The following is a 23355-nucleotide window of genomic DNA, read 5'->3' on the forward strand; positions in this document are numbered from 1 at the left end:
AAGAGGTTTTGAAAAATGGCTGAACGTCTGAGTAACGACTTCCAGTTCATCGAAGTGGGCCGCAAGGACCCGAAGAAAAAGCTGCTGCGCCAGCGCAAGAAGGAGTTCGTGGAAATCTACGAGCCCTTCAAGCCCCAGCAGTCCGTAGAACAGGCGCATCGCTGTCTGGGCTGCGGTAACCCGTATTGTGAGTGGAAGTGCCCGGTGCACAACTTCATCCCGAACTGGTTGAAGCTGGTCGCCGAAGGCAACATCCTGGCCGCGGCCGAACTGTCGCATCAGACCAACACCCTGCCGGAAGTCTGTGGCCGTGTGTGCCCGCAAGACCGCCTGTGCGAGGGTGCCTGCACGTTGAACGACGGCTTCGGCGCGGTGACCATCGGTTCGGTTGAGAAGTACATCACCGACACCGCCTTCGCCATGGGTTGGCGCCCGGACATGTCCAAGGTCAAACCGACTGGCAAGCGCGTTGCCATCATCGGTGCTGGCCCGGCGGGCCTGGGCTGTGCCGACGTGCTGGTGCGTGCCGGGGTTACCCCGGTGGTGTTCGACAAGAACCCTGAAATCGGCGGCTTGCTGACCTTCGGCATCCCTGAGTTCAAGCTGGAAAAGACCGTGCTGAGCCATCGTCGCGAAGTCTTTACTGGCATGGGTATCGAGTTCCGCCTGAACACCGAGGTGGGCACCGACATCACCATGGAACAGCTGCTCGCCGAGTACGACGCCGTGTTCATGGGCATGGGTACCTATACCTACATGAAAGGCGGCTTCCCGGGCGAGGACCTGCCGGGCGTGCATGACGCGCTGGACTTCCTGATCGCCAACGTCAACCGCAACCTGGGCTTCGAGAAGTCGCCGCAAGACTTTGTCGATATGCAGGGCAAGAGGGTCGTGGTGCTGGGCGGTGGCGACACCGCGATGGACTGCAACCGCACCTCGATCCGCCAGGGAGCCAAGTCGGTGACCTGTGCCTACCGCCGTGACGAAGCCAACATGCCAGGCTCGCGCAAAGAGGTGAAGAACGCCAAGGAAGAGGGTGTGAAGTTCCTCTACAACCGTCAGCCGATCGCCATTGTCGGTGAAGACAAGGTCGAAGGCGTGAAGGTGGTCGAGACCCGTCTTGGCGAGCCGGATGCCCGTGGCCGTCGCAGCCCTGAGCCAATCCCGGGTTCCGAAGAAATCCTCCCGGCGGACGCCGTGGTGATCGCGTTCGGCTTCCGCCCAAGCCCGGCCCCCTGGTTCGAGCAGCATGGCATCCAGATGGACAGCCAAGGCCGTGTGGTGGCCCCGGAGAAAGGCACGTTCAAGCACCAGACCAGCAACCCGAAAATATTTGCCGGTGGCGATATGGTGCGCGGTTCGGACCTGGTGGTGACCGCCATCTTCGAAGGCCGCAACGCTGCCGAAGGTATCCTGGATTACCTCGAAGTCTGATCGGCCCGATGGGGCCGCACAGCGGCCTCATCGGTTTTTGTATACAAAATTGCTTGATCCACGGCACCCAATAGACAAAACGCATGGTCTCAACCGTGCCTTTTGCGCTGGCGTCTGAGAAAATGCCCGCACTTTTTTGCCGGATGCCGACATGACTGCCCTGAAGAACGATCGTTTCCTGCGTGCACTGCTCAAGCAACCCGTAGACGTCACCCCTGTATGGATGATGCGCCAGGCCGGCCGTTACCTGCCGGAATACCGCGCCAGCCGCGCCAAGGCCGGTGACTTCATGAGCCTGTGCATGAACCCCCAGTTCGCCTGTGAGGTCACCTTGCAGCCGCTGGAACGCTACCCGCTTGACGCAGCGATCCTGTTCTCGGACATCCTCACCATTCCCGATGCCATGGGCCTTGGCCTTTACTTCGAGACCGGCGAAGGCCCGCGTTTCAAGAAGGTCATCAGCACCCCGGCCGACATCGAAGCGTTGGCCATCCCTGATCCGCAGAAAGACCTCGGCTACGTGATGGATGCCGTCAGCACCATTCGGCGCGAGCTCAACGGCCGTGTGCCGCTGATCGGTTTCTCCGGCAGCCCATGGACCCTGGCCACCTACATGGTCGAAGGTGGCTCGTCCAAAGACTTCCGCAAGACCAAGGCGATGGCCTACGACAACCCGCAAGCCCTGCACATGCTGCTGGACAAGCTGGCACAGTCGGTCACCAGCTACCTCAACGGGCAGATCCTGGCCGGTGCCCAGGCCGTGCAGATCTTCGACACCTGGGGCGGCAACCTGTCGGCGGCGGCGTATCAGGAGTTCTCCCTGGCCTACATGCGCAAGATCGTCAGTGGCCTGATCCGTGAGCACGATGGGCGCAAGGTGCCGGTAATCCTGTTCACCAAGAATGGCGGCCTGTGGCTGGAGAGCATCGCTGAAGCCGGCGCTGATGCACTGGGCCTGGACTGGACCTGCGAGATCGGCGACGCCCGCCGCCGCGTGGGTGACAAGGTTGCCCTGCAAGGCAACATGGACCCGACCGTGCTGTACGCCAAGCCCGAGGCCATCCGCAACGAAGTGGCACGGATCCTGGCGAGCTATGGCAAGGGTACCGGCCATGTGTTCAACCTGGGTCACGGCATTACGCCGGAGGTCGACCCGGAGCATGCGGGCGTGTTCATCAACGCCGTGCATGAACTGTCCGCGCAGTACCACCAGTGATCTGAGTGCTGGCCAGTCAAGCGAATCGGGGCCGCTTTGCGGCCCATCGCCGGCAAGCCAGCTCCCACAGGGGCCGCGCCAGCTTTTAGCAGTTGCGCAAGACAGTTACTCCCACGAGGTGCGGTCAACTGTGGCTGGCTTGCCGGCGATCACTGGCAAAGCCGGTGCCATGCCCTGGTTTTGTTGCATTAAGTTTTAATTCAGCGATCGTCGCTAATCTGGTCCCATCGAAACCGAAACAGGACCCGAACCTCATGAAAGCTCGCTACTTCGCTCTGATTCTCGCCCCCTTGTTCAGTACCGCTGCCTTGGCCGCCGGTTACACCGGCCCAGGCGCTCAGGCGGTGACTACCGTCGCCGCGGCCAATGACGCAGCCGATGACACCCCCGTAGTGCTGCAGGGGTATGTCACCAAGAAGGTCAACAATGACGACAAGTACGAATTCAAGGACAACACCGGCACCATCTCCGTCGAGATCGACGATGAAGACCTGCCGCCGACGCCGTTCAACGACAAGACCAAGGTCAAGCTGACCGGTGAGGTGGAAAAGCACCTGATGAGCCGTGAAGTGGATGTGGACATCGTCGAGATCGTGAACTGACCTGAGGGCCCAATCGTCGGCAAACCGGCGATTGGGCTGCAGCGCAACCCTGTTCAGGCAGCCTTGGGCGCCAGCTTGCTGAGGTGCAATGCCACCAGCAACGCCACCGTCAGCAGGCTGCCGATGAACAGCCCGATACCACTCCAGCCCCACTGATGCCAGAACACCCCACCTGCGGTGCCCGCCACACTCGACCCCGCGTAATAGCAGAACAGGTACAACGAAGAAGCCTGGCCCTTGGCCTTCAGCGCTCGCCGGCCGATCCAGCTGCTGGCCACCGAATGCGCTCCGAAAAAGCCGAAGGTAAAGATCAGCATCCCCACGATAATCATCACCAAGGGGCTGGCCAATGTCAGCAACAGCCCGCCCGCCATGACCAGAATGCTCGCCCAGAACACCCGCCGGCGTCCCAGTTTATCTGCCAGCGCCCCCACTTGCGCCGAGCTGTAGATACCCGACAGGTAAACCACCGATAGCAGGCCGACCAGCGCTTGGTTCATGTGATAGGGCTCGGCCAGCAGCCGATAGCCGATGTAGTTGAACAGGGTGACGAACGCGCCCATCAGCAGGAACGCTTCGAGGAACAACCAGGGCAGGCCCGCGTCCTTGAAGTGCATGGCGAAGCCGTCCAGCAGGCTGCGCGGTTTCAGCGTCTGCGCCCTGAAATTGCGCGATTCGGGTAGCACCTTCCAGAACACCAGCGCTGCGATCAGGGCCAGGCCACCGATGGTCAGCATTGCCGTGTGCCAGCTGACGAAGTCGATCAGCACGCCGGTGATCAGGCGACCGCTCATGCCGCCGATGGCGTTGCCACCGATATACAAGCCCATGGCCAGGCCGATGTGCTGGGGGTGGATTTCTTCGCTCAGGTAGGTCATCGCCACAGCTGCCAGGCCGCTCAGCGACAGGCCGACCAGCGCCCGCGTGGCGAGTACGCCTTCCCAGGTCGGCATCACCGCGCTGACGATGGTCGATAACGCGGCGCAGAGCAGGGCAAACACCATCACCGGCTTGCGCCCGATGCGGTCGGAAATCGGCCCGGTGATCAGCAGGCCGAACGCCAGCATGCCGGTCGACACCGACAGTACCAGGCTGCTCTGCGCGGCATTGATCGAAAACTCCTGCGACAGCAGCGGCATCATCGGCTGCACGCAATACAGCAGGGCGAAGGTCGCGAAGCCACCGCTGAACAGGGCCAGTACGGTCTTCATGAAGGCAGGGGTGCCTTTCTCGATCCAGATGTCGTTCAGCGGGGCAGGCTCGGGCTCAGCAGGAAGGGGGGCTACAGCAGTCTTCACGGGTGGGTACCTCAGATGCAATGAAAAAATCATATAGCTGCCTAATGATTAGATCCAATATATTGTTCGACCTATTTAAGATGTTTGACGACTTGTTCTGGAGGGCCCATGGAACTGCGCCACCTGCGTTACTTCATTGCAGTTGCCGAAGAGCTGCACTTTGGGCGGGCGGCCCAGCAATTAGGCATTTCTCAGCCACCCCTGAGCCAACAGATCCAGGCCTTGGAACAGGAGTTGGGCGCGCGCCTGTTCGAACGTACCAATCGTCGGGTCGAGCTGAGTGAGGCCGGCCGGCTGTTCCTCGAGGAAGCGCGTCAGGTACTCGCGCAGGTTGAGAAGGCGGCTGATGTCGCGCGCCGTGCGCAGTTGGGTGAACTGGGCGAAATGAAGATCGGCTTTACGTCGTCTGCCCCCTTCACCTCGAAAATTCCCAAGGCTATTCATGCCTTCCGCCAGCGTTTCCCGGCAGTGCACCTGAACCTCAAGGAAATGAGCAGCCGCGATGTCGCCGAGGGGGTGTTCGATGAGTCCATCGAGGTCGGGCTGATGCGGCCCATGCCCTTGCCGGAAGGGCTGGTGGCCACGGAGTTGTTTCGCGAACCATTGGTGGCGGTGATCAATGCCTCGCATGCGCTGGCCGAAGGGACCGAGCACGGTGTGCACATGGCGGCGCTGGCCCACGAACCGTTCGTGTTCTTCCCGCGCAGTTACGGCAGTGGTTTGCACGCCCAGTTGCTCAGCCTGGCGCGGCAGGCGGGGTTCAATCCGCATTTTGCTCAAGAAGCGGGGGAGGCCATGACCATCATTGGGCTGGTGTCGGCGGGTTTGGGGGTTTCGGTCCTGCCGGCGTCATTCCAACGCATGCGCATCGAGGGCGTGGTGTACCGCACCTTGCTGGATGAAGAGGCGACGTCAGCGGTGTGGCTGGTGCAGCGCGAACGAGGCGGGTCGGCGATGGCCAGAGCGTTTGCCGAGTTGGTGACCGGGCAGGTATACGGCTAGGCGGGCAAAAGCGGGCACGATTGGACTGGCCTGCGCGCACCGGCGAGAGCTGGCTTGCCAGCGATGGGCTGCATAGCAGCCCTAATGGAGCTGACTCACTGGAATTGACCTGGAGATGGCACTGCTAAAAGTGCCAAACCTGAAGGCTGATGCCGGTCTTTTAGCGATTCAGGGCCGCTTTGCGGCCCATCGCCGGCAAGCCGGCTCACACATTTTTTCAGGTTTGCAGAACAGATCAGTTCACGCGCGCCAGGTCACCCTTGAGCGCCACACCCGCGATCACCGCGCCAGCATGGCACTCGTAGGTCGCAGCATCCTTGCGCTCGTTCTTCTTGTAGTAGCTGGCGATATTGGTCACCGCGTTGGCGTTCACCTTGCGCGCGGCGTCCTGCAGGGTCAGCAGGGCCGATTGCAACGCCCATTCGCAGGCCGCTTCGTCGCTTTTGTTGAAGGCATTGGTCTTCTTGTTGGTGACCGCGTTGGCGCTGATCACATTGACCTTGCCGCGTGGCTGTACGCCAGCCAGGTAGAACTTCACCGAGCCATCGAGCTTCTTCTCGTTGAGCATCTGCTGCACAACTTTCTCGAAGGGTAGGTACAGGGCGGTGTCACGGGCCTGGCTGACGCCCGGCAGGGCGCAGAGCAGCAGGGCGGTGGCAGCGGTCCAGGTTTTCAGGCGCATCGGGTCTTCCTTGGTTTCAGTGGGGTTGGGTTGCGTCAGTGCCAGCGACGGAAGATCAACGAGGTGTTGACCCCGCCGAAGGCGAAGTTGTTGTTCATCACATATTGATGGTTCATGGCGCGGAACTCGCCGCGCAGGTAGTCCAGTTCACCGCAGCGCGGGTCGACATTATCGAGGTTGAGCGTGTGTACGTAGCGGTCGCTGTTGAGCATCTCGATGCTGAACCAGGACTCCAATGCACCGCAGGCACCGAGGGTGTGGCCGAGGAAACTCTTTTGCGAGCTGATCGGCATACGCGGGCCGAACAGGCTGCTGGTGGCCAGCGTCTCGGCGATATCGCCCTGCTCTGTAGCGGTGCCGTGGCCGTTGACGTAGCCGATGGCCTCGGGCGGCAAGTTTGCGTCCTCCAACGCCAGCTCCATCGCGCGGCGCATGGTCAGCTGCTCAGGGCGGGTGGTGTGCTGGCCGTCGGCATTGCTGCCGAAACCGACGATTTCGGCGTGGATCTTCGCCCCACGGGCCAGGGCATGTTCCAGTTCCTCCAGCACCAGCATGCCGCCGCCCTCGCCGATCACCAGGCCGTCGCGGCCGCTGTCGTAGGGGCGCGGGCTCAGGTGGGGTGTGTCGTTCTTCAGGCTGGTGGCGTACAGCGCGTCGAACACCATCGCCTCGGTCGGGCACAGCTCCTCGGCGCCGCCCGCGAGCATCAGCGGCAGGCGGCCGAACTTGATCGCCTCGTAGGCGTAGCCAATGCCCTGACTGCCGCTGGTGCAGGCGCTGGAGGTGGGGATCAGGCGCCCAGTGAGGCCGAAGAAGATGCTGATGTTGGCGGCGGTGGTGTGCGGCATCATGCGCACATAGGAGTTGGCGTTCAGGCCATCAGCCACCGAGTTCAGCAGCATGTTGCCGAACGCCTTGATTTCGTTGGTGCTGCCGGTGGACGAACCGCAGGCCACGCCCATGCGCCCATCGCGGATGCTCGGGTCGCCGAGCAGCCCGGCATCCTCCAGGGCACGCTCGGCGGCAGCCACTGCGAGGCGCGAAACCCGGCCCATGCTGCGCAGTTGTTTGCGGGTCCAGTGGCTTGGCACCTTGAAATCATCGATGGGGCCCGCCAGGCGTGTGTTCAACTCCTCGAAACGGTCCCATTCGTCCATGCGGCGGATGCCGCTGCGCTGGTTGGCGAAATGCCCGCTGATGCTCGCCCAGTCGCTGCCCAGGGCGGTGATCCCGGCCATGCCGGTGACGACGACGCGGCGCATCAGCATAGCCCCCCGTTCACCGCCAGGACCTGGCGGGTGATGTACGCCGCCTCGGGCGACATCAGGAAATTCACCGCGCCGGCCACCTCGTCCGGTGTGCCCATGCGCCCGGCGGGGATCATCTTCAGCAGCTCGTCCACCGGCACGTGTTCGTCGAGCATGGCCGTGTCGATCAGCCCGGGGGCCACGCAATTGACGGTGATGCGTCGTTTGCCCAGTTCTATTGCCAGGGCCTTGGCGGCGCCGATCAGGCCCGCTTTGGAGGCGCTGTAGTTGACTTGGCCTCGGTTGCCGATCAGCCCCGACACCGAGGTGATACAGACGATGCGCCCCGGCGCGCGGCGGCGGATCATCGGCATGGTCAGTGGCTGCAGGACGTTGTAGAAGCCGTCGAGGTTGGTGCGCAACACCTGGTCCCAGTCTTCGTCTGTGAGCGCCGGGAAGGCGCCGTCGCGGGTCAGGCCGGCGTTGCAGACCACGCCGTAGTAGGCACCGAAGCGTTCCACGTCGCTTTCGAGAATGGCCCGGCAGGCAGCGCGATCGCTGATGTCGAACTGCAGCACCCGTACCTGCTGGCCCAGCGCGCGGATTTCCTCGGCCACTGCATGGGCCTCGGCCAGGCCGCTGCGGCAGTGCAGCACCAGGTCGTAGCCGGCCCGGGCCAGGCGCAGGGCGATGGCGCGGCCGATGCCCCGGCTCGAGCCGGTGACCAGAATGGTATCAGTCATGGGAAGGTTCCTCTGGGCGTGCTTCGGCCAGGTAGCTGGCCGCTTGGGGCGGGCGGTAGACGTTCAGGCGGGCACTGGCATGGATACCGGGGCCGCGCAGGTGGCATTCGAACACGCCCATGCCGTTCTCGTCTTCGAGCGAACGCAGGGCGTGGATGTGCAGTTCGGCGCCGGCCGGGAAGTGCTCGACATCACATTCGAACTTGCGCGTGCCGAGCAGAAAGCCCAGTTCCACCGGCTGACCCTTGCGCCGCGCCCGGCAACCGGCATAGGCCGCCACGCTCTGGGCCATCAGCTCGACGCCGAGCCAGGCCGGCAGGCTGCCATCGGCGCGGTTGAACAGGCCGCCGGGGCGCACGGTAGCGCGGGTGTGGATCTGCTCGTCGTCGCAGCTGTCGACCTGGTCGATCAGAATCATGTCGCCGGCGTGGGGCAGCAGCTCGGCCAGTGGCCAGGGGATCATGGGGTGTCTCCGAGAATCAGGCTGACGTTGTTGCCGCCGAAGGCGAACGAGTTGCTCATCAAACGGCGTGGGCGTTGTGTGCCCATGCGCTGGCTGCCGTCGACCAAGGTCAGGGCCGGCAGTGCCGGGTCCTGTTGGCGGTCCCATACATGCGGCGGCAGCAACCCCTCGGGGTTGTGCCCGCTCAGGCTCAACCAGCAGAACGCCGCTTCCAGCGCGCCGGCGGCGCCAAGCGTGTGGCCGGTCATCGGTTTGCTCGACGAGCAGGGCAGCGTGGCGCCGAACAGCGTATGCACGGCCAGGCTTTCCATGGCGTCGTTATGCGCCGTGGCGGTGCCGTGCAAGTTCAGGTAATCGATCTGCGCGGGTGCAAGGCCGGCATTGTCCAGTGCTTTGCCCATGCACTGCAAGGCGCCAGTGCCGGTCGGGTCGGGGGCAGAGATGTGGTGGGCGTCGGAGCTGGCCCCGGCACCCAGCAATGCGATGTGACTGCCTGCGGCGTTGCCCTCGCGGGTCATCAGGAACAATGCCGCGGCCTCGCCGATGTTGATGCCGTTGCGGTTGACCGAGAACGGGTTGCAGCGCTGCTCGCTGATCGCCTCCAGGGCGCTGAAGCCATTGAGGGTCAGGCCGCACAGGCTGTCGACGCCGCCGCACAGCACCGCGTCGCACAGGCCCAGGTCGAGCAGGCGCCGGGCGCTGAGCAGGGCACGGCCACTGGAGGTGCAGGCGGTGGAAATCACGTAGGCCGGGCCGCTCAGCTGCAACCAGTCGGCGAGGAAGTTGGCCGGTGCGCTCAGCTCTTGCTCGGCGTAGCGGTAATTGGCAGGGAACTGCCCGCTTTGCAGGTACTGCGAAAAGCCTGCGCTGGCTTCGGCGATGCCAGAGGTGCTGGTGCCAAGGATCACCGCGACGCGGTGCGCGCCATACCGGGCGATGGCCTGGCGGATGGCCGGCTCGATCTGCAGGGCTGCGGTGTACAGCAACTGGTTGTTGCGGCTGTGCTGCTCGGGCAGCGGCACGGCGGGCAGGGCGCCGATGACCGCCCCGACCGGTGGCTGGCGCTCGGGGATCCAGCCCGCTGCCGGCTGCATGCCGGAGCAGTCGCCGGCGAACAGGCGCGCGGCCACTTCGGCCTGCCCTTGGCCAAGGGCGCAGACCAGGCCGAGGGCATTGAGGTAGGCGGTCATGGGGTGTCCTCGCGGGGCAGAGGGTCGACTGAATAACGCAGGCCATCACCGAGGTTCAAGTCGAAAGCGTCGGCGGCGCGATAGCGGACCTGCCAGCGATCGCCCAGCCAGCGCCGCTCATTCTGCTGGCGCGCCTGCGGGTAAAGCTGCGGCAGTTGCTCGGCCGGGGTCAGGGCAAACAGCACGGCGGCGAACAGCTCGCGCGCGGCCGGGTTCGGCGGCAGCAGGCCATCGGCATGCCACTGCTGGCCATCGAGCAGCTGACGCGCCTGGGGAATGCCCAGCAGGTCGAGCAGCGACCAGCGCAGGTAGCCGTGCTCGCCCTGGATCACCAGCAGCCAGTCCTGGCGCTGGCCAGCCTGTTCACGTTCGACATGCAGCTGCTGCGGCAGTTGCAGCGCAGGCATGTGCGCCGGCAGCGGCGGGCGTGCGGCGCAGGCGCCGAGCAGCAGGCACAGGGCCAGGGCCAGCAGGTGCTTCATGGCTGCTCCAGGGGCTTGCGCGCCACCACGTTGACCAGCGTCTCTTCGCGCTGGCCGACCGCAGGTGGCGTGCGCAGGCCCAGGCGTTCGAGCAGGCCGAAGTCCGTGGCGCGACTCCACCACAGGTAGGGATACGAGACGTTGCGCGGGCCGAACTGGAAGCCTTGCTGGCGCAGCATCTGCAAGTACCCCTCGGCGCTCTTTTGCACGTGCATGGGGTGGCGGAAGAACCAGCGGATCACCCAGGTATCGATGTAGGCTTCGGTGGACTCGGCGAACAGCAGGTAGCCGCCAGGCTTGAGCACCCGGTAGAACTCGGCCAGGGCCTTTTCCTGCTCCACCAGATGGTGGAAGGTCTGGTGGCAGAACAGGATATCGACGCTGGCATCCGGGTACTGCAGGCGGGCGCAGTCGCTGCCGCGCAGCTCCACCTCAAGGCCCAGGCGGCGGGCCTCGGCGGCGCTCAGCTCAAGGCTGTGCGGGTCGGCATCGGTGCCCATCAGCTTTGCCGGGGCGAACACCTGTTGCAGGTGCTTGAACGACTTGCCCTGGCCGCAGCCGGCGTCGAGCAGCACCGGCGCCTGCGGCGGCTCACCGTCGAACAGTTGGCGCAGGTCATTGATCGCCACGCGCAGCACATGGTGCTGCCAGACGTGGCTGGCAAGGAAGCGGAAACCGATTCGGGTTTCTTCGACGTAGGTGTCGCTGAGGAACGGGCGCTGGTTCATGCAGGGGCTCTCGCGCACAGCTCGGCCAGCGTGCGCAGGCGCCGCCTCGGCTCGGCGACGAAGGGGTTGCGGGCGTCCCAGGCGTAGCCGGCGAGGATCGAGCTGATCATGGCGCGGATCTCCGGCGAGCTGCCGGGGTGGTAGATGACGTCCTGGAAGCTGCCGTCGTACCAGCCTTCCACGTACACGCGGAAGGTATCGACGCCACGCTTGAGCGGTTCGGCGAACTCGCCCTGCCAGTCCACCGCCTCGCCTTGCAGTTGGCGGTGCAGCAGGCCGGCGGCCATGCTCGCCGAACGCATGGCGATGGTCACGCCCGAGGAGAACACCGGGTCGAGGAATTCGGCGGCGTTGCCGAGCAAGGCGTAGCCCTTGCCGTGCAGGGCCTTGACGTTGGCCGAGTAGCCACCGATGGTGCGCGCTGGGGTGTCCCACACCGCGTTGGCCAAGACCTTGGCCAAGCTTGGGGTCTGCGCCACGAAGTGCTTGAGGCAGGCATCCAGGTCCTTGGGCGCGGCGGCGAAGCGCTCGGCGGCGGCGACCACGCCCAGCGACGTGCGGCCATCGCTGAAGGGGATGGTCCAGAACCAGATGTCGCGGTGCTGGGGGTGAGTGGTGATGAGGATCTTGTCGCGGTCGAAGCCTGGGTGGTCGATGCGGTCCTCGATGTGGGTGAACACTGCCTGGCGCACAGGGAAGTTCGACGGTGCCTCGAGGTCGAGCAGGCGCGGCAGTACGCGGCCATAGCCGCTGGCGTCGAGCACGAACTGCGCCTGCACGTCGTATTCGCTGCCATCCGGGCGACGGGCGCGCACCTGCGGCCGTTCACCGCTCATGTCGGCGCTGACGATCTCGTGCTCGTAGCGGATTTCGACGCCCTGAGCCTCGGCCTGGTCGGCCAGCAGCTTGTCGAAGCGCCCGCGCTGCACCTGAAAGGTGCTCGGCTTGCCTTGGCTGAAGGTCTGGCCGAAATCGAAGGCGGTGTATTCCTCGCCCCAGGCGAAGGCTGCGCCGTTCTTGTGCTGGAAGCCGGCTGCTTGCAGGGCATCGAGCATGCCCGCTTCCTCGACGAAGTCGAGGCAGTGGGACAGCAGGCTTTCGCCGATGGAGAAACGTGGGAAACGCTGGCGTTCGATCACCAGCACGTCGTGGCCCTGGCGCTTGAGCAGCGCGGCGGCGATGGCGCCGGACGGGCCGGCACCGATCACCAGCACCTGGCGTTGTTGCAGTTCAATGTTCGGCATGAGGGCTCCTTGCCATGGAAACGGAATTCGAAAGGATGTGTTGGGCCAGTGCGGCGACACGGCGCAGGCCGAGCACCCACAGGGCGAACAGACACAGGGCCATGGCCCAGAGCGAGAGCGGGGTCATGGGTGCGGTTGCGCTCCATCACGGGGGGCCGCCCAGGGGGCCAGGAGGAAACTGAACGCCAGGCCCAGGCTCACGGCCAGGCCGAAACTGCTCACTGCCGGTGTGCTCGACAGCGCCAGCAGGCCGAACGACAGCCAGGTGGTCAGCGCCGCCAGCAAGGTGCCGAGCAGGCTAACCGCCGCGCCGCCGATGCGCTCGTGCATGAGGATCGCGTAGTCGACGCTGATGGCGGTCACCAGCAGCAGGCCGAACAGGCTGAACAGGGTCAGCGGTTGCCCGAGCCAGCCGAGGCTGGCCAGGCTGCACAGCGCCGCCAAGAGCGGCAGGGCGACGATACGCAGTGAACCACGCAAGCCGAACGGCGGCACCAGCAGCAGCAGGATCAGCGCGCAGGACAGCAACTTGAGCTCCGCCGCACTGACCTGGGTAGCGGCGAACAGCTGGTTCAGTTCACCGAGGCGGTCGATCAGTTGTACGCCATCGAGGCCATCGGTCTGCAGGTGCAGCCGCGTGGTGTCGCTCAAGCCTTGCAGGCTGACGATGGCGGCTACCCCGCTGTCTTGCTGGCCCAGCCACAACGGCCGCCAGGCTTCGCCGAGCGGGCCGGCCAGGACGTGCTCGATGGCCTGGTCCGGCAGTTGGCGCAGCTGATCAGCCTGCGCGGCCAGCGCGGCCTGCGGAACGCCCAGGGCCAGCAGTGGCTGCCAGTGTTGCGGCAGTACGGCCAGTGCCTGGCGTACCTGGCCTTGAGCGGCCGGGCTGGCAACCAACTGGCTGAGGCTCATGAAACCCTTGAGCTTGCCCAGCTCGACCAGCTCTTGAAGCTTGCCGGACAGCGCCTCGAGGCGGCCCAGCAGTTGTTGTTGATCGGCCCCGCGTACCAGGTAGAACTGGCTGGTGGGCTGGTAGCCGGTGATGCGCGCCACCGCCTGGGCTTCTTCCATCAGTGGCGGCGGGGTGCCAACCCACTGGCGGATGTCGTTGTGGGTTTGCAGCTGCCACAGGCCAGCGGCGCAGAACGACAGCGCCAGAGCCAGCAAGGCGCCGCTGGGCACCTTGCGCAGCAATTGCTCACGCCAGGTGGTGAGGGTTTCGGCGATGCGCAGCGGCCATTGCGCCGGTTGCAGGTCGACCGTGGCCAGCAGCGCCGGCAGCAGGCACACCGCGCTCAGGTAGGCGCCGACCAGGCCGGCTGCCGAGAACGCGGCGATCTGGGTCAGTGCCGGGAACGGCGTGAAGGCCAGGGCCAGGTAGCCGATGCAACTGGTGGCCAGGCTCAGGCTCATGCCCGGCAAGGTCAGGCGCATAGCTGGCCAGCTGCGCCAGGGCTTGAGGCTCCAGCCCTTGGACAGGTAGTGCAGCGGGTAGTCGACCGCCACGCCGATCAGGCTGGAACCGAGTACCAGGGTCATTACGTGCATCTGGCCGAACAGCGCTACGCACACCACCGAGCCGAACAGCATGCCCACCAGTACCGGGACGAACGCCAGCCACGCACGCCAACGGCGGAAGGTCAGCAGCAACAGCAACAGGATGCCCAGTGTGGCGCCACCCCCGACCCAGGTGATTTCCCGGCTGGCCTGTTGCTGGCCGGCAGCGGCGTGCAGCAGGCCGCTGGCTGCCAGCAGGTGGGCACCGGCCTGGCCGGCCTGGGCGCGGCTCTGCCTGAGCAGTTCGGCTACCTGCAAGGGCAGGTGCAGGTCGAAGGCGTTGCCCACGGTGCGCGCGCGCAGCAGCACCCAGGCCTGGCCGTTGGCCTGGGCGACCAGTGCGCCGCTGGTGGTATCCAGTTCGACATTGGCCGGCTTCGGCTGGCTGTTCTGGATACGCCCGGTAAGGCCCAGCCAGTCGTCCTGGTTGGGCACCAGGCTGAAACCGGTGAAGGGGTCGAACAGGCTTTGCACGCGTTGCTCGATAAAGGCGTCCGGGTGCTCGACCAGCTGTTTCCGGTCCTCGGCCGCCAGCATCGCCAGGCGGCCTTGCAGCAGTTGTTCACGCACCGCCTGCAGGTCGGTCTGCAGGCTCCACTGGACCTTTTCGAACAGGCCGCTGGCCTGCCATTGCCCGGCCAGTTTCTGCGCCATGGCCAGCGCCTGCTGGCGGTCGGCATGGCCGACCAGCACCAGCAGCTCGCGGTTGAGCGGCTCCTGCATGCGTTGTTCGGCGTGCTTGACCAGTGGGTCCTCGGTGGCCCCGGGCACCAGGGTCATCAGGTCGGCGGACAGCGGCGCGCCGCGATGCCACTGCCAAGCGGCAATCGCCAGCATGGCCAGCAGCAGGCAGACGAACAGGCGCGGCAACAGGCGTTCAGTTGGCAAAATCACGGCGCTCCGCGTCGCTCAGGGCAGCGCTGCCACTGCTGTCGGGCATGCGCAGCACGGTGCTGTCACCCTGGGTTTCGCTCAGCACGATGCGCTCGACATAGCGCCCCCCGCTGATGTCGATGTGGGTGAAGACCTGCTTGAGCAGCAACGAACGGGGCGTCAGGCGCAATTGCCACTGCTCGGCCTCGCCGCTCAGGCTCAACTCGAAGTCCCGTTGCAGGCCGCTGCTGTCGCCTTGCAGCACAGCGAAGAACAGGCGGTTCTGCTCGGCCCCGGCGCTGCGGCTGGGCAGGGTTTGCCAGCCACTCGGGTCGCGCCGGGCAATGCCTTGGGCGTCGATGCGGTAATCCTGGCGCAGTGGCGTTTGCAGCAGCCACAGCAGGCCAAGGTCGCGGGCCAGCACGAAGCGGCCCTTGCTCAACAAGGGCTGGGGCAGGGCACGCAGATGCTTTTCCTGGATGAACGAACCCTTGATCACCGCCGGCGCGCTCAGTTGCTTTTGCAGGTCGTCGAGGCCGAAGGCGAAGGCCAGAGGGCTGATGAGCGACATCACGATTGCAGCGAGGATCTTGCGGGAGCGGGCTTGTGATCGCGCTGATCTGCCCGAGTTCGAGCCAGGGCGCAGTGCCGAGAATGACCGGTACAGGCTGTGTTTCATGCCAGCACCTGCTGCACGGCGTCGAGCATCACCTGCGGCGAGGCCAACTGCATCTCGCCGCTGTCGATATGCACCGCGACCTGCACGGTGCTGGCCCGGGTCATGCGTTCGCCGGTCATGGCGTCGCTGATCAGGTAGTGGATCTTCAGGCGGTTTTCCCACTCCACCAGGCTGGCGCGCACGGTAAGGCGCTGGCCGAAGGTGGCGCCGCGGATGTAGCGCAGTTGCAGGTCGATCACCGGCCACGCGTAGCCGCTGGCCTGCATCTGCAGGTAGTTGTGGGCCAGGCGGTCGAGCAGGGCGCAGCGGGCCACCTCCAGGTACTTCACGTAATGGCCGTGCCAGACGATGTGCATGATATCGACGTCGAAGAAGGGAACGACGATCTCGCTGTCGACATGGAAGACCCCGGGGTTACGCATGCAACCTCCAGTGGCGCTGGGCGATACGCTGCAGACAGTGGCGCAGGTCGCTTTCCAGGGCGCGGTCTTCGATGACTGGAGCGAAGTCCGCCAGCAGTGCTTCGTGCATGTGCGCCAGGGCTGGCGGCAGTGGCCGTGCGTCGGCCTGGCGGCTGCGCAGCCAGACACCTTGGTTGGCGGCCAGCAGCGAGGCGGCGGCAACCTGTTCGGTCAGCTCCAGCACCCGCAGGGCATCGCGTGCGGCGATGGTGCCCATGCTCACTTTGTCCTGGTTGTGGCACTCGGTGGAGCGCGAGAACACGCTGGCCGGCATGGTCTGCTTCAGGGCCTCTGCAGTCCAGGCGCTGGCGCCGATCTGCACGGCCTTGAAACCGTGGTTGATCATCGCTCGCTCGGCGTCGGCGCCGGAAAGGTTGCTCGGCAGGCCGTGGTTGTAGCGCACGTCCACCAGCAGCGCCAGCTGGCGGTCGAGCAGGTCGGCGACGTTGGCCACCAGGGTTTTCAGGCTGTCCATGGCAAACGCGATATGCCCGCCATAGAAGTGCCCGCCGTGCAGCACACGCTCAGCGTCGCCATCGATGATCGGGTTGTCGTTGGCGCTGTTCAGTTCGGTTTCGATGAACCCGCGCAACCACCCCAGGCTGTCGGCCAGCACGCCGAGCACATGCGGGGCGCAGCGCAGCGAGTAGCGGTCCTGCAGGCGGTGCAGTGGTGGCAGCGGCGCGTCGATGGCCAGGTCCTGGCGCAGCCAGGCGGCGACCTGGGTCTGGCCGGGGTGCGGCTTGGCGGCGAACAGGCGTTCGTCGAAGTGCTCCGGGTTGCCCTGCAGGCCGATCACATTGAGCGCGGTGATGCGCGTGGCCAACTGCAGCAAGTAATCGGCACGGGCATAGGCCAGGCAGGCCAGGCCGGTCATGACCGCGGTGCCGTTCATCAGCGCCAAGGCTTCCTTGGGGCGCAGTACCAGCGGTTGCCAGCCCAGCTCGCGGTGCACATCGGCACTGCTGCGGCGCTGGCCCTGGTACATCACCTCACGCTCGCCGGACAGGGTCGCTGCCACGTACGACAAGGGTGTCAGGTCCCCGCTGGCGCCCACCGAGCCTTCCTCGGGGATCAGCGGCAGGATGTCGTGGGCGAGAAAGTCGCGCAGGCGCTCGAGCAGTTCCAGGCGAACACCGGAAACGCCGTGGCTCAGCGAACGCAGGCGGGCGGCCAGCACCGCGCGGGTGGCGGGGGCGTCGAGCAGCTTGCCCAGCCCGCAGCCATGGAACGTGTACAGATGCTGTGGCAGGGCCTCCACGTGTTCCAGCGGCACGGCCACCACGCAGGAGTCGCCGTAGCCGGTGGTGACGCCGTAGATCACCCCTTCCTTGTCGAGCAGGGTGTCGAGAAAGCGCGCACCGCGGGCGATGCGTTCACGGTAGGCAGCGTCGTTCTGCAGCGCTACCTGCGCGCGGTGCTCGGCCAGGGCCAGGACATCTTCGATTGCCAGCGGCGATTCGCCGAAGGTGACAGGCTCATGCGGATGCATCGTCATCGGTCTTCCAGAAAGGGTAGAAATTGAACCACTGCAATGGCGCCTGGACGCAGTAGTGCCCCAGGCGTGCGGCATAGCGCGTGGCCCACTCGGCGATCACTTGGTCACGCTGGCCGCGCCGCCATTGCAGGCGTTCGGCGAAGGGTTCGAGGGTGATGTGGTAGCGGCCCTGGTGCTTGAGGCAGAACAGCAGGTTGAGCGGGCATTCGAGCATGCCGGCGAGTAGCCAGGGGCCTTGCGGGAAGGCCGCCGGGTGGCCGAGAAAATCCACCTCGACGGTGCGTGCGCCGTGCAAGGGCACGCGGTCGCCGGCGATCGCCAGCCACTCGCCGCGCTCCAGTCGCTCGGACAGCTGCAGCATCACCGCCGGGTCCAGCTCGCTGACCTGAATCAGCCGCAGGTTGGTGGCACCCGCCTCGCCGAGCAGGCGGTTGAAGCGCTCGGCATGGCGGGTGTGCACCAGCACGTTCATGGTCACCTGTTCGCCAATCTCGGCCAGGGCCCGGCACACTTCGAGGTTGCCCAAATGCGCACCGACCAGCATCTGCCCGCGTGCACCGCGCAGTTGCTGGCGCAGGTTGGCGGGGTCGTGGATCTCGATGTCCTCGATGCGCAGCTTGCCGTTCCACACATCGAGCTTGTCCAACAGTGCCTCGGCAAACGCCATGAACTGGCGAAACACCTGCCAATGGTTGGGCGCAGCGGTTTGCCCGGCGTTCCATTGATGCAGCCGCTGTTGGTACTGGCGGGCGCTGCGCCGGGCGCGGCGGCCAAACAGGAAGAAGTAGGCGACGATGAGGTGGATCAGCGGGCTGAGTACGCGGCGCCCGAGCAGGCGCACCAGGGTCGCGGTCAGCTTCATCAACCAGAAGCTGCCCCGTTCCTGGTGCTCGGCCCAGTGTTGTGGCTGTTCGCTCATGCGCGCCACCTGCGCCAGAGTATCAGCGGTGCGCGCAGCAACATGCCGAAGAACAGCTTGGCGTGCATCTTCGAGATCAGCGCATTGTCGTGGAACAGGCGAAAGTGCGAGAGACCGTCCTGTGGGTAGTGCACGCGGGTCGGCAGCCACTTCATGGGCTGGTTGCGCCAGGCCAGGCGCACCAGAATCTCCGGGTCGAAATCCATGCGTTTGCCCAACTTGACGCTGTCGATCATCGCCAGGGTCGCCGGCAGCGGGTATACCCGAAAGCCGCACATGGAGTCAGGTATCTGCAGCGACAGGCTGTTGATCCACACCCACACGTGGGTCAGGTAGCGGGCGTACAGGCGGCCCTTGGGCACGCTGGCATCGTACTGTGGATAACCGCACACCAGCGCCTGTGGATAAGCTTGCGACTGCTCGACGAAGCGGCCGACATCGGCGAGATCGTGCTGACCGTCGGCGTCCACTTGCAGGGCATGGCTGAAACCGAGCCGTGCGGCTTCGCGCAGGCCGGCCATGACTGCGCCGCCCTTGCCCTGGTTGACCGCCAGGGTCACCAGGTGCACGTCAGGCTGGCCAGCCAGGCGCCCCAGCACCTGGGCGCAGGGCGCGTAGCTGGCGTCATCTACCAGCACGCAGGGAAGGCCTGCGCGCAGCAGGTCGGCGACCACGGCCGGCACTGCCTGCTCGTGGTTGTACACCGGGATCACCGCACAGGGCTTATGCACAGACGGCCTCCAGCAGAATACGGCCACTGGAGCAGGGCAACCCAGCGCAGGTGAAGGTGAAGTACAGCTTGCCGCGCGCGCTGTCCCAGCGCAGGGTCAGCGCCAGTTCATCGCCTGGGCGCACCAACTGCTGGAACTTGAGCACTTCCATGCCGCTGAAGCGCCGCTCGCAATCGAGCAGTTCGCCGCCAAGGTCGATGGCCCAGTCGATCTGGACCACGCCCGGCAATACCGGGGTCTGCGGGAAGTGCCCGGGGAAACACGCCAGGTCCAGCGGCACGGCCAGGCGCAGGTGCAGTTCGTCGCCCTCGCGGCGCTGTTCCAGCACCTCGGGCGCCAGGCTGCGCTGGGCCAGCAGCAGGGCCTGCAAGTTGGCCTGGGGCAGCTTGCCCTGGCTGTTCAGCGGCAGGCGGCGCAGCAACCGCCAACGGCGTGGCAGGGCCAGCGCTTCGCAGTGGCTGGCCAGGTGCGTGCGCAGGCCGTCGACCAGCGCCCGACGGCCAAGGTTGCGCAATGTGTGCAGGCCGGCCGGGCTTGGCACCAGCAGCGCGCCAAGGAAGGCGCGGCCTTCCTCGATCATGCCCAGGCGCGCTTCGGCGACCCACGGGTGGCTGCACAGGGCCTGTTCGAGCATCGGCAGGGAGATACGCTTTTCTTCTAGCTTGACGATACGGTCCAGGCGCCCGAGCAGGCGGAAGCGCCCGCCTTCGACGAACTCGACGGCATCGGCGCTCTGCTCGACATGGCCGGCCGGCAAGTAGCTGGAGGCGATGCGCAAGGCTCCTTGCTCATCCTGGCTCAGTTGCACATCGGCGAACGGGCTCCACAGCTCTTCGCCCTGGCGCCAGGCGATGCCGCCGGTTTCCGAGCTGCCGAGGATTTCCGCCGGCCACTGGCCCAGGCGCTGGTGCAGGCGCTCGCCAGCCTCCGCCGGCAGTTCGCCGCCGGACGAAAACACCTGGCGCACCGGGCGCAGGGCCGGCCAGTCGAGGTTGTCGCCCATGCGCTTGAGGAGCGCCGGGCTGGCCACCCAGGCAAACGCCGGGTGTTCGCGGCTGGCACGTTGCAGGTCTTCGGGGAAGGGTAGCGGGCGGCGCTCGAAGCCACGCCCGGCGCACAGGGGCCAGAGCACGCGGAACAGCAGCCCATAGATGTGCTGGGTGGCGACGCTGCCGATGATCCACGCATCGCCCAAGGTGCTGCCCCAGAGTCGTTCCAGGGCGGTCACTTCGTTGGCCAGTTGGCGCAGCTGCTTGTCGATGCGCTTGGGCTCGCCGCTGGAGCCGGAGGTGCAGAGGCTGATCCGGCACTGCGCCAGATCCAGGTCGGCAGGTTCCAGGGCGTTGCCCAGCAAGGCCTCCAGCGTGGCATCGCCTGGCTGATCGCTGAGCCACAAGTCGACCTGGGCATTCCAGCGCTCGCGGGTTGCCGGTTGCAGGTCGGCGGGCAGCAGCACCTCGACCCCGGCACGCCAGGCGCCCAGCAGTGCGGCCGCCAGTTGCGCTGCGTCTTCCAGATGCACTGCCAGGCGTTTGACCCCACGCTGGCGCAGGCCACCGGCCAACTGCAGGGCCTGCCGGCACAGTGCGGCGTGGTCCAGGGCCGGCGCCTGGGTCACCTGGCGCGGCGCTTCCAGCGGGCGCAGCAGGTGTTCGAGGTTGATCCAGTTCATGAGCGTCCTCGCACACGTTGTCTTATCAGCCATTCGATGGCGAACAGCAGGCCCATCGCGGCATAGGCGATCACGCCGTTGTACAGGGTCCACCAGCGCAGTGGCGCCCACAGCGTGAGGCTGGCGGCGATCAGGCCGTTGCACAGAAAGAACAGGCTCCACGCCTCGGTCACCCGGCGCGTGTAGCGCACGGCCCGGGGTGGCAGTTCAGGGTCACGCAGGCGCGCCAGGCGCTCGGCCATGGGCATGCCGTGCAGCAGGGTGCTGCCGAACAGGGCGAGCATGAAGGCGCTGATCAGCACCGGGTACCAGCGCAGCAGTTGCTGGCTGTCGGACAGCCCCAGCACGCCACAGAATGCCAGCGCCGCCAGCGCCATCCACAGGCTGCCCGGGCGGCGCGGCGCGCTCAGGGCGCGGGCCAGCCAGAGGGCGCCAAGCAGCAGGCCGAATTGCCAGGGGGCGAAATGGGCCATGCCGAAATGCACGGCAAACGGATACAGCAGGCCGGCCAACAGCAGACCGAGGCCGATCAGGCGTTTCATGCCGCCGGGTTTACCAGGCGGAACACGGCCTCGACCACGTCATTGACGGTACGTACCGACTTGAAATCGTCAGCGGCGATCTTCTTGCCGGTCTGGCGCTTGATGTGGTCGATCAGGTCGACGGCGTCGATGCTGTCGATTTCCAGGTCCTGGTACAGGTTGGATTGCAGAGAGATGCTGGCCGGCTCCAGTTCGAACAGTTCGACCAGAGCGTCGCGCAGGATGTTGAAGATGTCTTCGCGGGTTTGCATGGTACGTTCTCAGGCGGCCTGACGGGCGGTGACGAATGCCGCCAGCGTGGCGACGTTGCTGAAGTGGTTGCGGGTGTCCTTGGCATCGGCGTCGATCTTGAAGCCGTAGCGCTTCTGGATCGCCAGGCCGAGTTCCAGTGCGTCTACCGAGTCCAGGCCCAGGCCTTCGCCGAACAGGGGTTGTTCATCGTCGATGTCCTGAACGCTGATGTCTTCCAGGCCCAGGGCGTCGATGATCAGCTGTTTGAGGTCACGGTTCAGGTCTTGCTGTGGCACGCTCATTGGCGGCGAGCTCCTTGATGAAGTAGTGGTGCAGATGGTCGTTGAGCAGCCGCGATGCCTTGGGGGCGGGGCCCAGGGCGGCGAAGGCCTGAGGATCGATATCGGCGCCGACCTTGAGGGTAAAGTGCACGCGGCGGCTGGGAATGCGGTACCAGGGTTCATTCTTGGTCAGCGTGGTGGGGCTGACCTGGATGGTCACCGGGGTGATGATCTTCGCACCGCGCAGGGCGATTGCGGCGGCGCCACGATGAAAGGCCGGCGCCTGGCCGGGGGAGGTGCGCGTGCCTTCGGGGAAGATCACCAGTGGCTGGCCCTGGCGCAGCGACTCCACGGCGGTGTCGAGCATGTCCAGGCTGCCGTCGTTGCCGATGTACTGGGCTTCGCTGACCGGACCGCGGGTGAATGGGTTGTCGAACAGGCTCTGCTTGACCACGCAGTTGGCCTGACGCACCAGGCCAATGAGGAACACCACGTCGATCAGCGACGGGTGGTTGGCGATGATCATCTGCCCCGGACGGCCGAGGCGCTCGGCGCCGTCGATCTGGTAAGTCAGCACGCCGGTGGCGTGCATGAACCGCACGAAACGCCAGAACAGCCAACTGATGGTGCGCCGCGCGCGCCGGCGATGGCGTTCGGCACCGCCTGGCAGGCAGGCCAGCAGCGGAAAGACCAGCAGGCGCAGGCACAAACCGCCCAGGCCGAACAGAAAGAAGCTCGCGGCGGTGGCCAGCAGACGCCAATAGTAAGCGTCGCGTGGCCGGCTCACGGCTGTCGTTGCCAGTTCCATGTACGACGATTCCAGGTGTGAGTGAAGGAAGTGCAGCCAGTCAGCATGGCTTTGAGCCAGCTGAGGCCGTGAGGCAATTCCACGGGAGGTGTTGCCAACGCCTGCCCGGGCGCGAGTTGCCATTGCTGGCCAGGGGTCAGCAGCAGGCCCAGGGCGTAGGCGAAGGGCACGTCGTCGATCCAAGGGCTGTAGGCCTCGGGGGGCAGTTCCTCGGTGACGATCAACAGCACGGCGGGTGCACCCTCTGCCAGCAGTGCCGCCGCCTCCAGCACGCCTTGCTCGAAGCCGTCGCCCGCGGCCGCCAGGGCGGTCATTTCGCTGGTCGAGCCGCGCAGGATCGACCACAGGCCGATGACCGCGTTGTGCACCGACAGGCTGAACTGGGTGGGCGACAGCGGCTGGCGTGCGGCCAGCTCGCTGAGAATCGAAAAGGTGCGGGGCGTTTCACCGTGGCGCGATACGAACACCAGTGGCAACTGCTCGTGGCCCTCGGCCAATGGCCAACCCACGGCAAAGGCCATGCGCGCCAGGTGGCTGAGGCGACGGCGTTGCATGGCGGGCAGGAAGCTCACGTCAGGCGCCTGCGCATCGCTGCGTGGCGGCTGATGGCCATTTGCCCATAATTGCCAGTCGGCGTGTGTCGAGAGGCCAGGGGCCCACGCGCGCCATTGGCTGATGTCGAAGGTGATCACGGTGCTTTGTTTCCCGCCCTGAGGGACTTCCATGCCGAGGGAATGACTCGGCGTAACGACCTGCCAGGGTTGGCGCATTC

Annotated in this window: 25 protein-coding genes; 4 read left to right on the forward strand and 21 right to left on the reverse strand. The window is 65.7% G+C overall.

What is annotated here, in order from left to right; all coding sequences use genetic code 11:
• Window positions 1–15: 15 nt before the first annotated feature.
• The 3 genes from ABRP30_RS01690 (at window position 16) to ABRP30_RS01700 (ending at window position 3252) form a co-directional block, all read left to right on the forward strand.
• A complete protein-coding gene (locus tag ABRP30_RS01690) occupies window positions 16–1434 on the forward strand; it encodes an FAD-dependent oxidoreductase (RefSeq protein ID WP_267820362.1) in 1419 nt (472 codons plus the stop codon).
• 151 nt (window positions 1435–1585) lie between these two features.
• Entirely contained in the window at window positions 1586–2650 is a 1065-nt protein-coding gene (gene hemE, locus ABRP30_RS01695; RefSeq protein WP_267820364.1) for a uroporphyrinogen decarboxylase, read from the forward strand.
• A 254-nt stretch (window positions 2651–2904) separates the two neighbouring features.
• A complete protein-coding gene (locus ABRP30_RS01700) occupies window positions 2905–3252 on the forward strand; it encodes a YgiW/YdeI family stress tolerance OB fold protein (protein WP_241805120.1) in 348 nt (115 codons plus the stop codon).
• A 53-nt stretch (window positions 3253–3305) separates the two neighbouring features.
• Here the strand turns inward: ABRP30_RS01700 and ABRP30_RS01705 are convergent, their stop codons facing one another.
• Window positions 3306–4463 (reverse strand): MFS transporter, encoded by a 1158-nt coding sequence (locus ABRP30_RS01705; RefSeq protein WP_267824161.1) that lies wholly within the window; start codon window positions 4461–4463, stop codon window positions 3306–3308.
• A 195-nt stretch (window positions 4464–4658) separates the two neighbouring features.
• On the opposite strand from ABRP30_RS01705, the gene ABRP30_RS01710 reads away from it, so the two are divergent.
• Window positions 4659–5552: a LysR family transcriptional regulator gene (locus ABRP30_RS01710; protein ID WP_241805123.1), complete on the forward strand. Its 894-nt coding sequence runs from the start codon at window positions 4659–4661 to the stop codon at window positions 5550–5552.
• Between the two features lie 235 nt (window positions 5553–5787).
• Here ABRP30_RS01710 and ABRP30_RS01715 read toward each other — a convergent pair whose 3' ends face one another.
• The 20 genes from ABRP30_RS01715 to ABRP30_RS01810 form a co-directional block, all read right to left on the reverse strand.
• Window positions 5788–6234 carry an excinuclease gene (locus tag ABRP30_RS01715; protein WP_241805125.1) on the reverse strand — a complete coding sequence of 149 codons (447 nt, stop codon included), beginning with the start codon at window positions 6232–6234 and terminating at the stop codon, window positions 5788–5790.
• A gap of 35 nt (window positions 6235–6269) precedes the next feature.
• Window positions 6270–7496, reverse strand: a complete 1227-nt coding sequence (locus tag ABRP30_RS01720) for a beta-ketoacyl-ACP synthase (RefSeq protein WP_349975946.1) — start codon at window positions 7494–7496, stop codon at window positions 6270–6272.
• A complete protein-coding gene (fabG, locus tag ABRP30_RS01725; protein ID WP_241805127.1) occupies window positions 7496–8224 on the reverse strand; it encodes a 3-oxoacyl-ACP reductase FabG in 729 nt (242 codons plus the stop codon). Before fabG ends, ABRP30_RS01720 begins: the two co-directional genes overlap by 1 nt.
• A complete protein-coding gene (locus ABRP30_RS01730) occupies window positions 8217–8687 on the reverse strand; it encodes a hotdog family protein (protein ID WP_267820371.1) in 471 nt (156 codons plus the stop codon). The genes fabG and ABRP30_RS01730 overlap by 8 nt, the downstream gene beginning before the upstream one ends.
• Entirely contained in the window at window positions 8684–9877 is a 1194-nt protein-coding gene (locus ABRP30_RS01735) for a beta-ketoacyl-[acyl-carrier-protein] synthase family protein (RefSeq protein WP_267820373.1), read from the reverse strand. Before ABRP30_RS01735 ends, ABRP30_RS01730 begins: the two co-directional genes overlap by 4 nt.
• Window positions 9874–10359: a hypothetical protein gene (locus ABRP30_RS01740; RefSeq protein WP_241805131.1), complete on the reverse strand. Its 486-nt coding sequence runs from the start codon at window positions 10357–10359 to the stop codon at window positions 9874–9876. The genes ABRP30_RS01735 and ABRP30_RS01740 overlap by 4 nt, the downstream gene beginning before the upstream one ends.
• Window positions 10356–11087 (reverse strand): class I SAM-dependent methyltransferase, encoded by a 732-nt coding sequence (locus ABRP30_RS01745; protein WP_241805133.1) that lies wholly within the window; start codon window positions 11085–11087, stop codon window positions 10356–10358. Before ABRP30_RS01745 ends, ABRP30_RS01740 begins: the two co-directional genes overlap by 4 nt.
• Window positions 11084–12331 carry an NAD(P)/FAD-dependent oxidoreductase gene (locus ABRP30_RS01750; RefSeq protein ID WP_267820375.1) on the reverse strand — a complete coding sequence of 416 codons (1248 nt, stop codon included), beginning with the start codon at window positions 12329–12331 and terminating at the stop codon, window positions 11084–11086. Before ABRP30_RS01750 ends, ABRP30_RS01745 begins: the two co-directional genes overlap by 4 nt.
• Window positions 12332–12454: 123 nt before the next feature.
• Entirely contained in the window at window positions 12455–14782 is a 2328-nt protein-coding gene (locus ABRP30_RS01755; protein ID WP_267820377.1) for an MMPL family transporter, read from the reverse strand.
• Window positions 14766–15332, reverse strand: a complete 567-nt coding sequence (locus ABRP30_RS01760; RefSeq protein WP_267824163.1) for an outer membrane lipoprotein carrier protein LolA — start codon at window positions 15330–15332, stop codon at window positions 14766–14768. The genes ABRP30_RS01755 and ABRP30_RS01760 overlap by 17 nt, the downstream gene beginning before the upstream one ends.
• 104 nt (window positions 15333–15436) lie before the next feature.
• Window positions 15437–15862 carry a thioesterase family protein gene (locus tag ABRP30_RS01765; RefSeq protein ID WP_267820379.1) on the reverse strand — a complete coding sequence of 142 codons (426 nt, stop codon included), beginning with the start codon at window positions 15860–15862 and terminating at the stop codon, window positions 15437–15439.
• On the reverse strand, window positions 15855–17399 hold the full coding sequence (gene hutH, locus ABRP30_RS01770; RefSeq protein ID WP_267820381.1) for a histidine ammonia-lyase: 1545 nt from the start codon (window positions 17397–17399) through the stop codon (window positions 15855–15857). The genes ABRP30_RS01765 and hutH overlap by 8 nt, the downstream gene beginning before the upstream one ends.
• Window positions 17380–18318: a glycosyl transferase gene (locus ABRP30_RS01775; RefSeq protein ID WP_267820383.1), complete on the reverse strand. Its 939-nt coding sequence runs from the start codon at window positions 18316–18318 to the stop codon at window positions 17380–17382. Before ABRP30_RS01775 ends, hutH begins: the two co-directional genes overlap by 20 nt.
• The gene (locus ABRP30_RS01780) at window positions 18315–19049 is read right to left on the reverse strand and encodes a glycosyltransferase family 2 protein (RefSeq protein WP_241805143.1); all 735 of its coding nucleotides are present in this window, start codon (window positions 19047–19049) and stop codon (window positions 18315–18317) included. Before ABRP30_RS01780 ends, ABRP30_RS01775 begins: the two co-directional genes overlap by 4 nt.
• Window positions 19042–20721, reverse strand: a complete 1680-nt coding sequence (locus tag ABRP30_RS01785; protein ID WP_267820385.1) for an AMP-binding protein — start codon at window positions 20719–20721, stop codon at window positions 19042–19044. The genes ABRP30_RS01780 and ABRP30_RS01785 overlap by 8 nt, the downstream gene beginning before the upstream one ends.
• Window positions 20718–21263 (reverse strand): hypothetical protein, encoded by a 546-nt coding sequence (locus tag ABRP30_RS01790; RefSeq protein ID WP_241805145.1) that lies wholly within the window; start codon window positions 21261–21263, stop codon window positions 20718–20720. Before ABRP30_RS01790 ends, ABRP30_RS01785 begins: the two co-directional genes overlap by 4 nt.
• Complete coding sequence (locus ABRP30_RS01795) at window positions 21260–21514, reverse strand: acyl carrier protein (RefSeq protein WP_267820387.1); 255 nt, start codon at window positions 21512–21514, stop codon at window positions 21260–21262. The genes ABRP30_RS01790 and ABRP30_RS01795 overlap by 4 nt, the downstream gene beginning before the upstream one ends.
• A 9-nt stretch (window positions 21515–21523) precedes the next feature.
• Window positions 21524–21796, reverse strand: a complete 273-nt coding sequence (locus ABRP30_RS01800; RefSeq protein ID WP_241805147.1) for a phosphopantetheine-binding protein — start codon at window positions 21794–21796, stop codon at window positions 21524–21526.
• Entirely contained in the window at window positions 21765–22583 is an 819-nt protein-coding gene (locus ABRP30_RS01805) for a 1-acyl-sn-glycerol-3-phosphate acyltransferase (protein ID WP_267820390.1), read from the reverse strand. The genes ABRP30_RS01800 and ABRP30_RS01805 overlap by 32 nt, the downstream gene beginning before the upstream one ends.
• Window positions 22559–23275: a beta-ketoacyl synthase chain length factor gene (locus ABRP30_RS01810; RefSeq protein WP_267820392.1), complete on the reverse strand. Its 717-nt coding sequence runs from the start codon at window positions 23273–23275 to the stop codon at window positions 22559–22561. The genes ABRP30_RS01805 and ABRP30_RS01810 overlap by 25 nt, the downstream gene beginning before the upstream one ends.
• Window positions 23276–23355: the final 80 nt, after the last annotated feature.

This window comes from Pseudomonas sp. WHRI 8519 (assembly GCF_040224055.2).
GTDB classification, from domain to species: domain Bacteria; phylum Pseudomonadota; class Gammaproteobacteria; order Pseudomonadales; family Pseudomonadaceae; genus Aquipseudomonas; species Aquipseudomonas putida_X.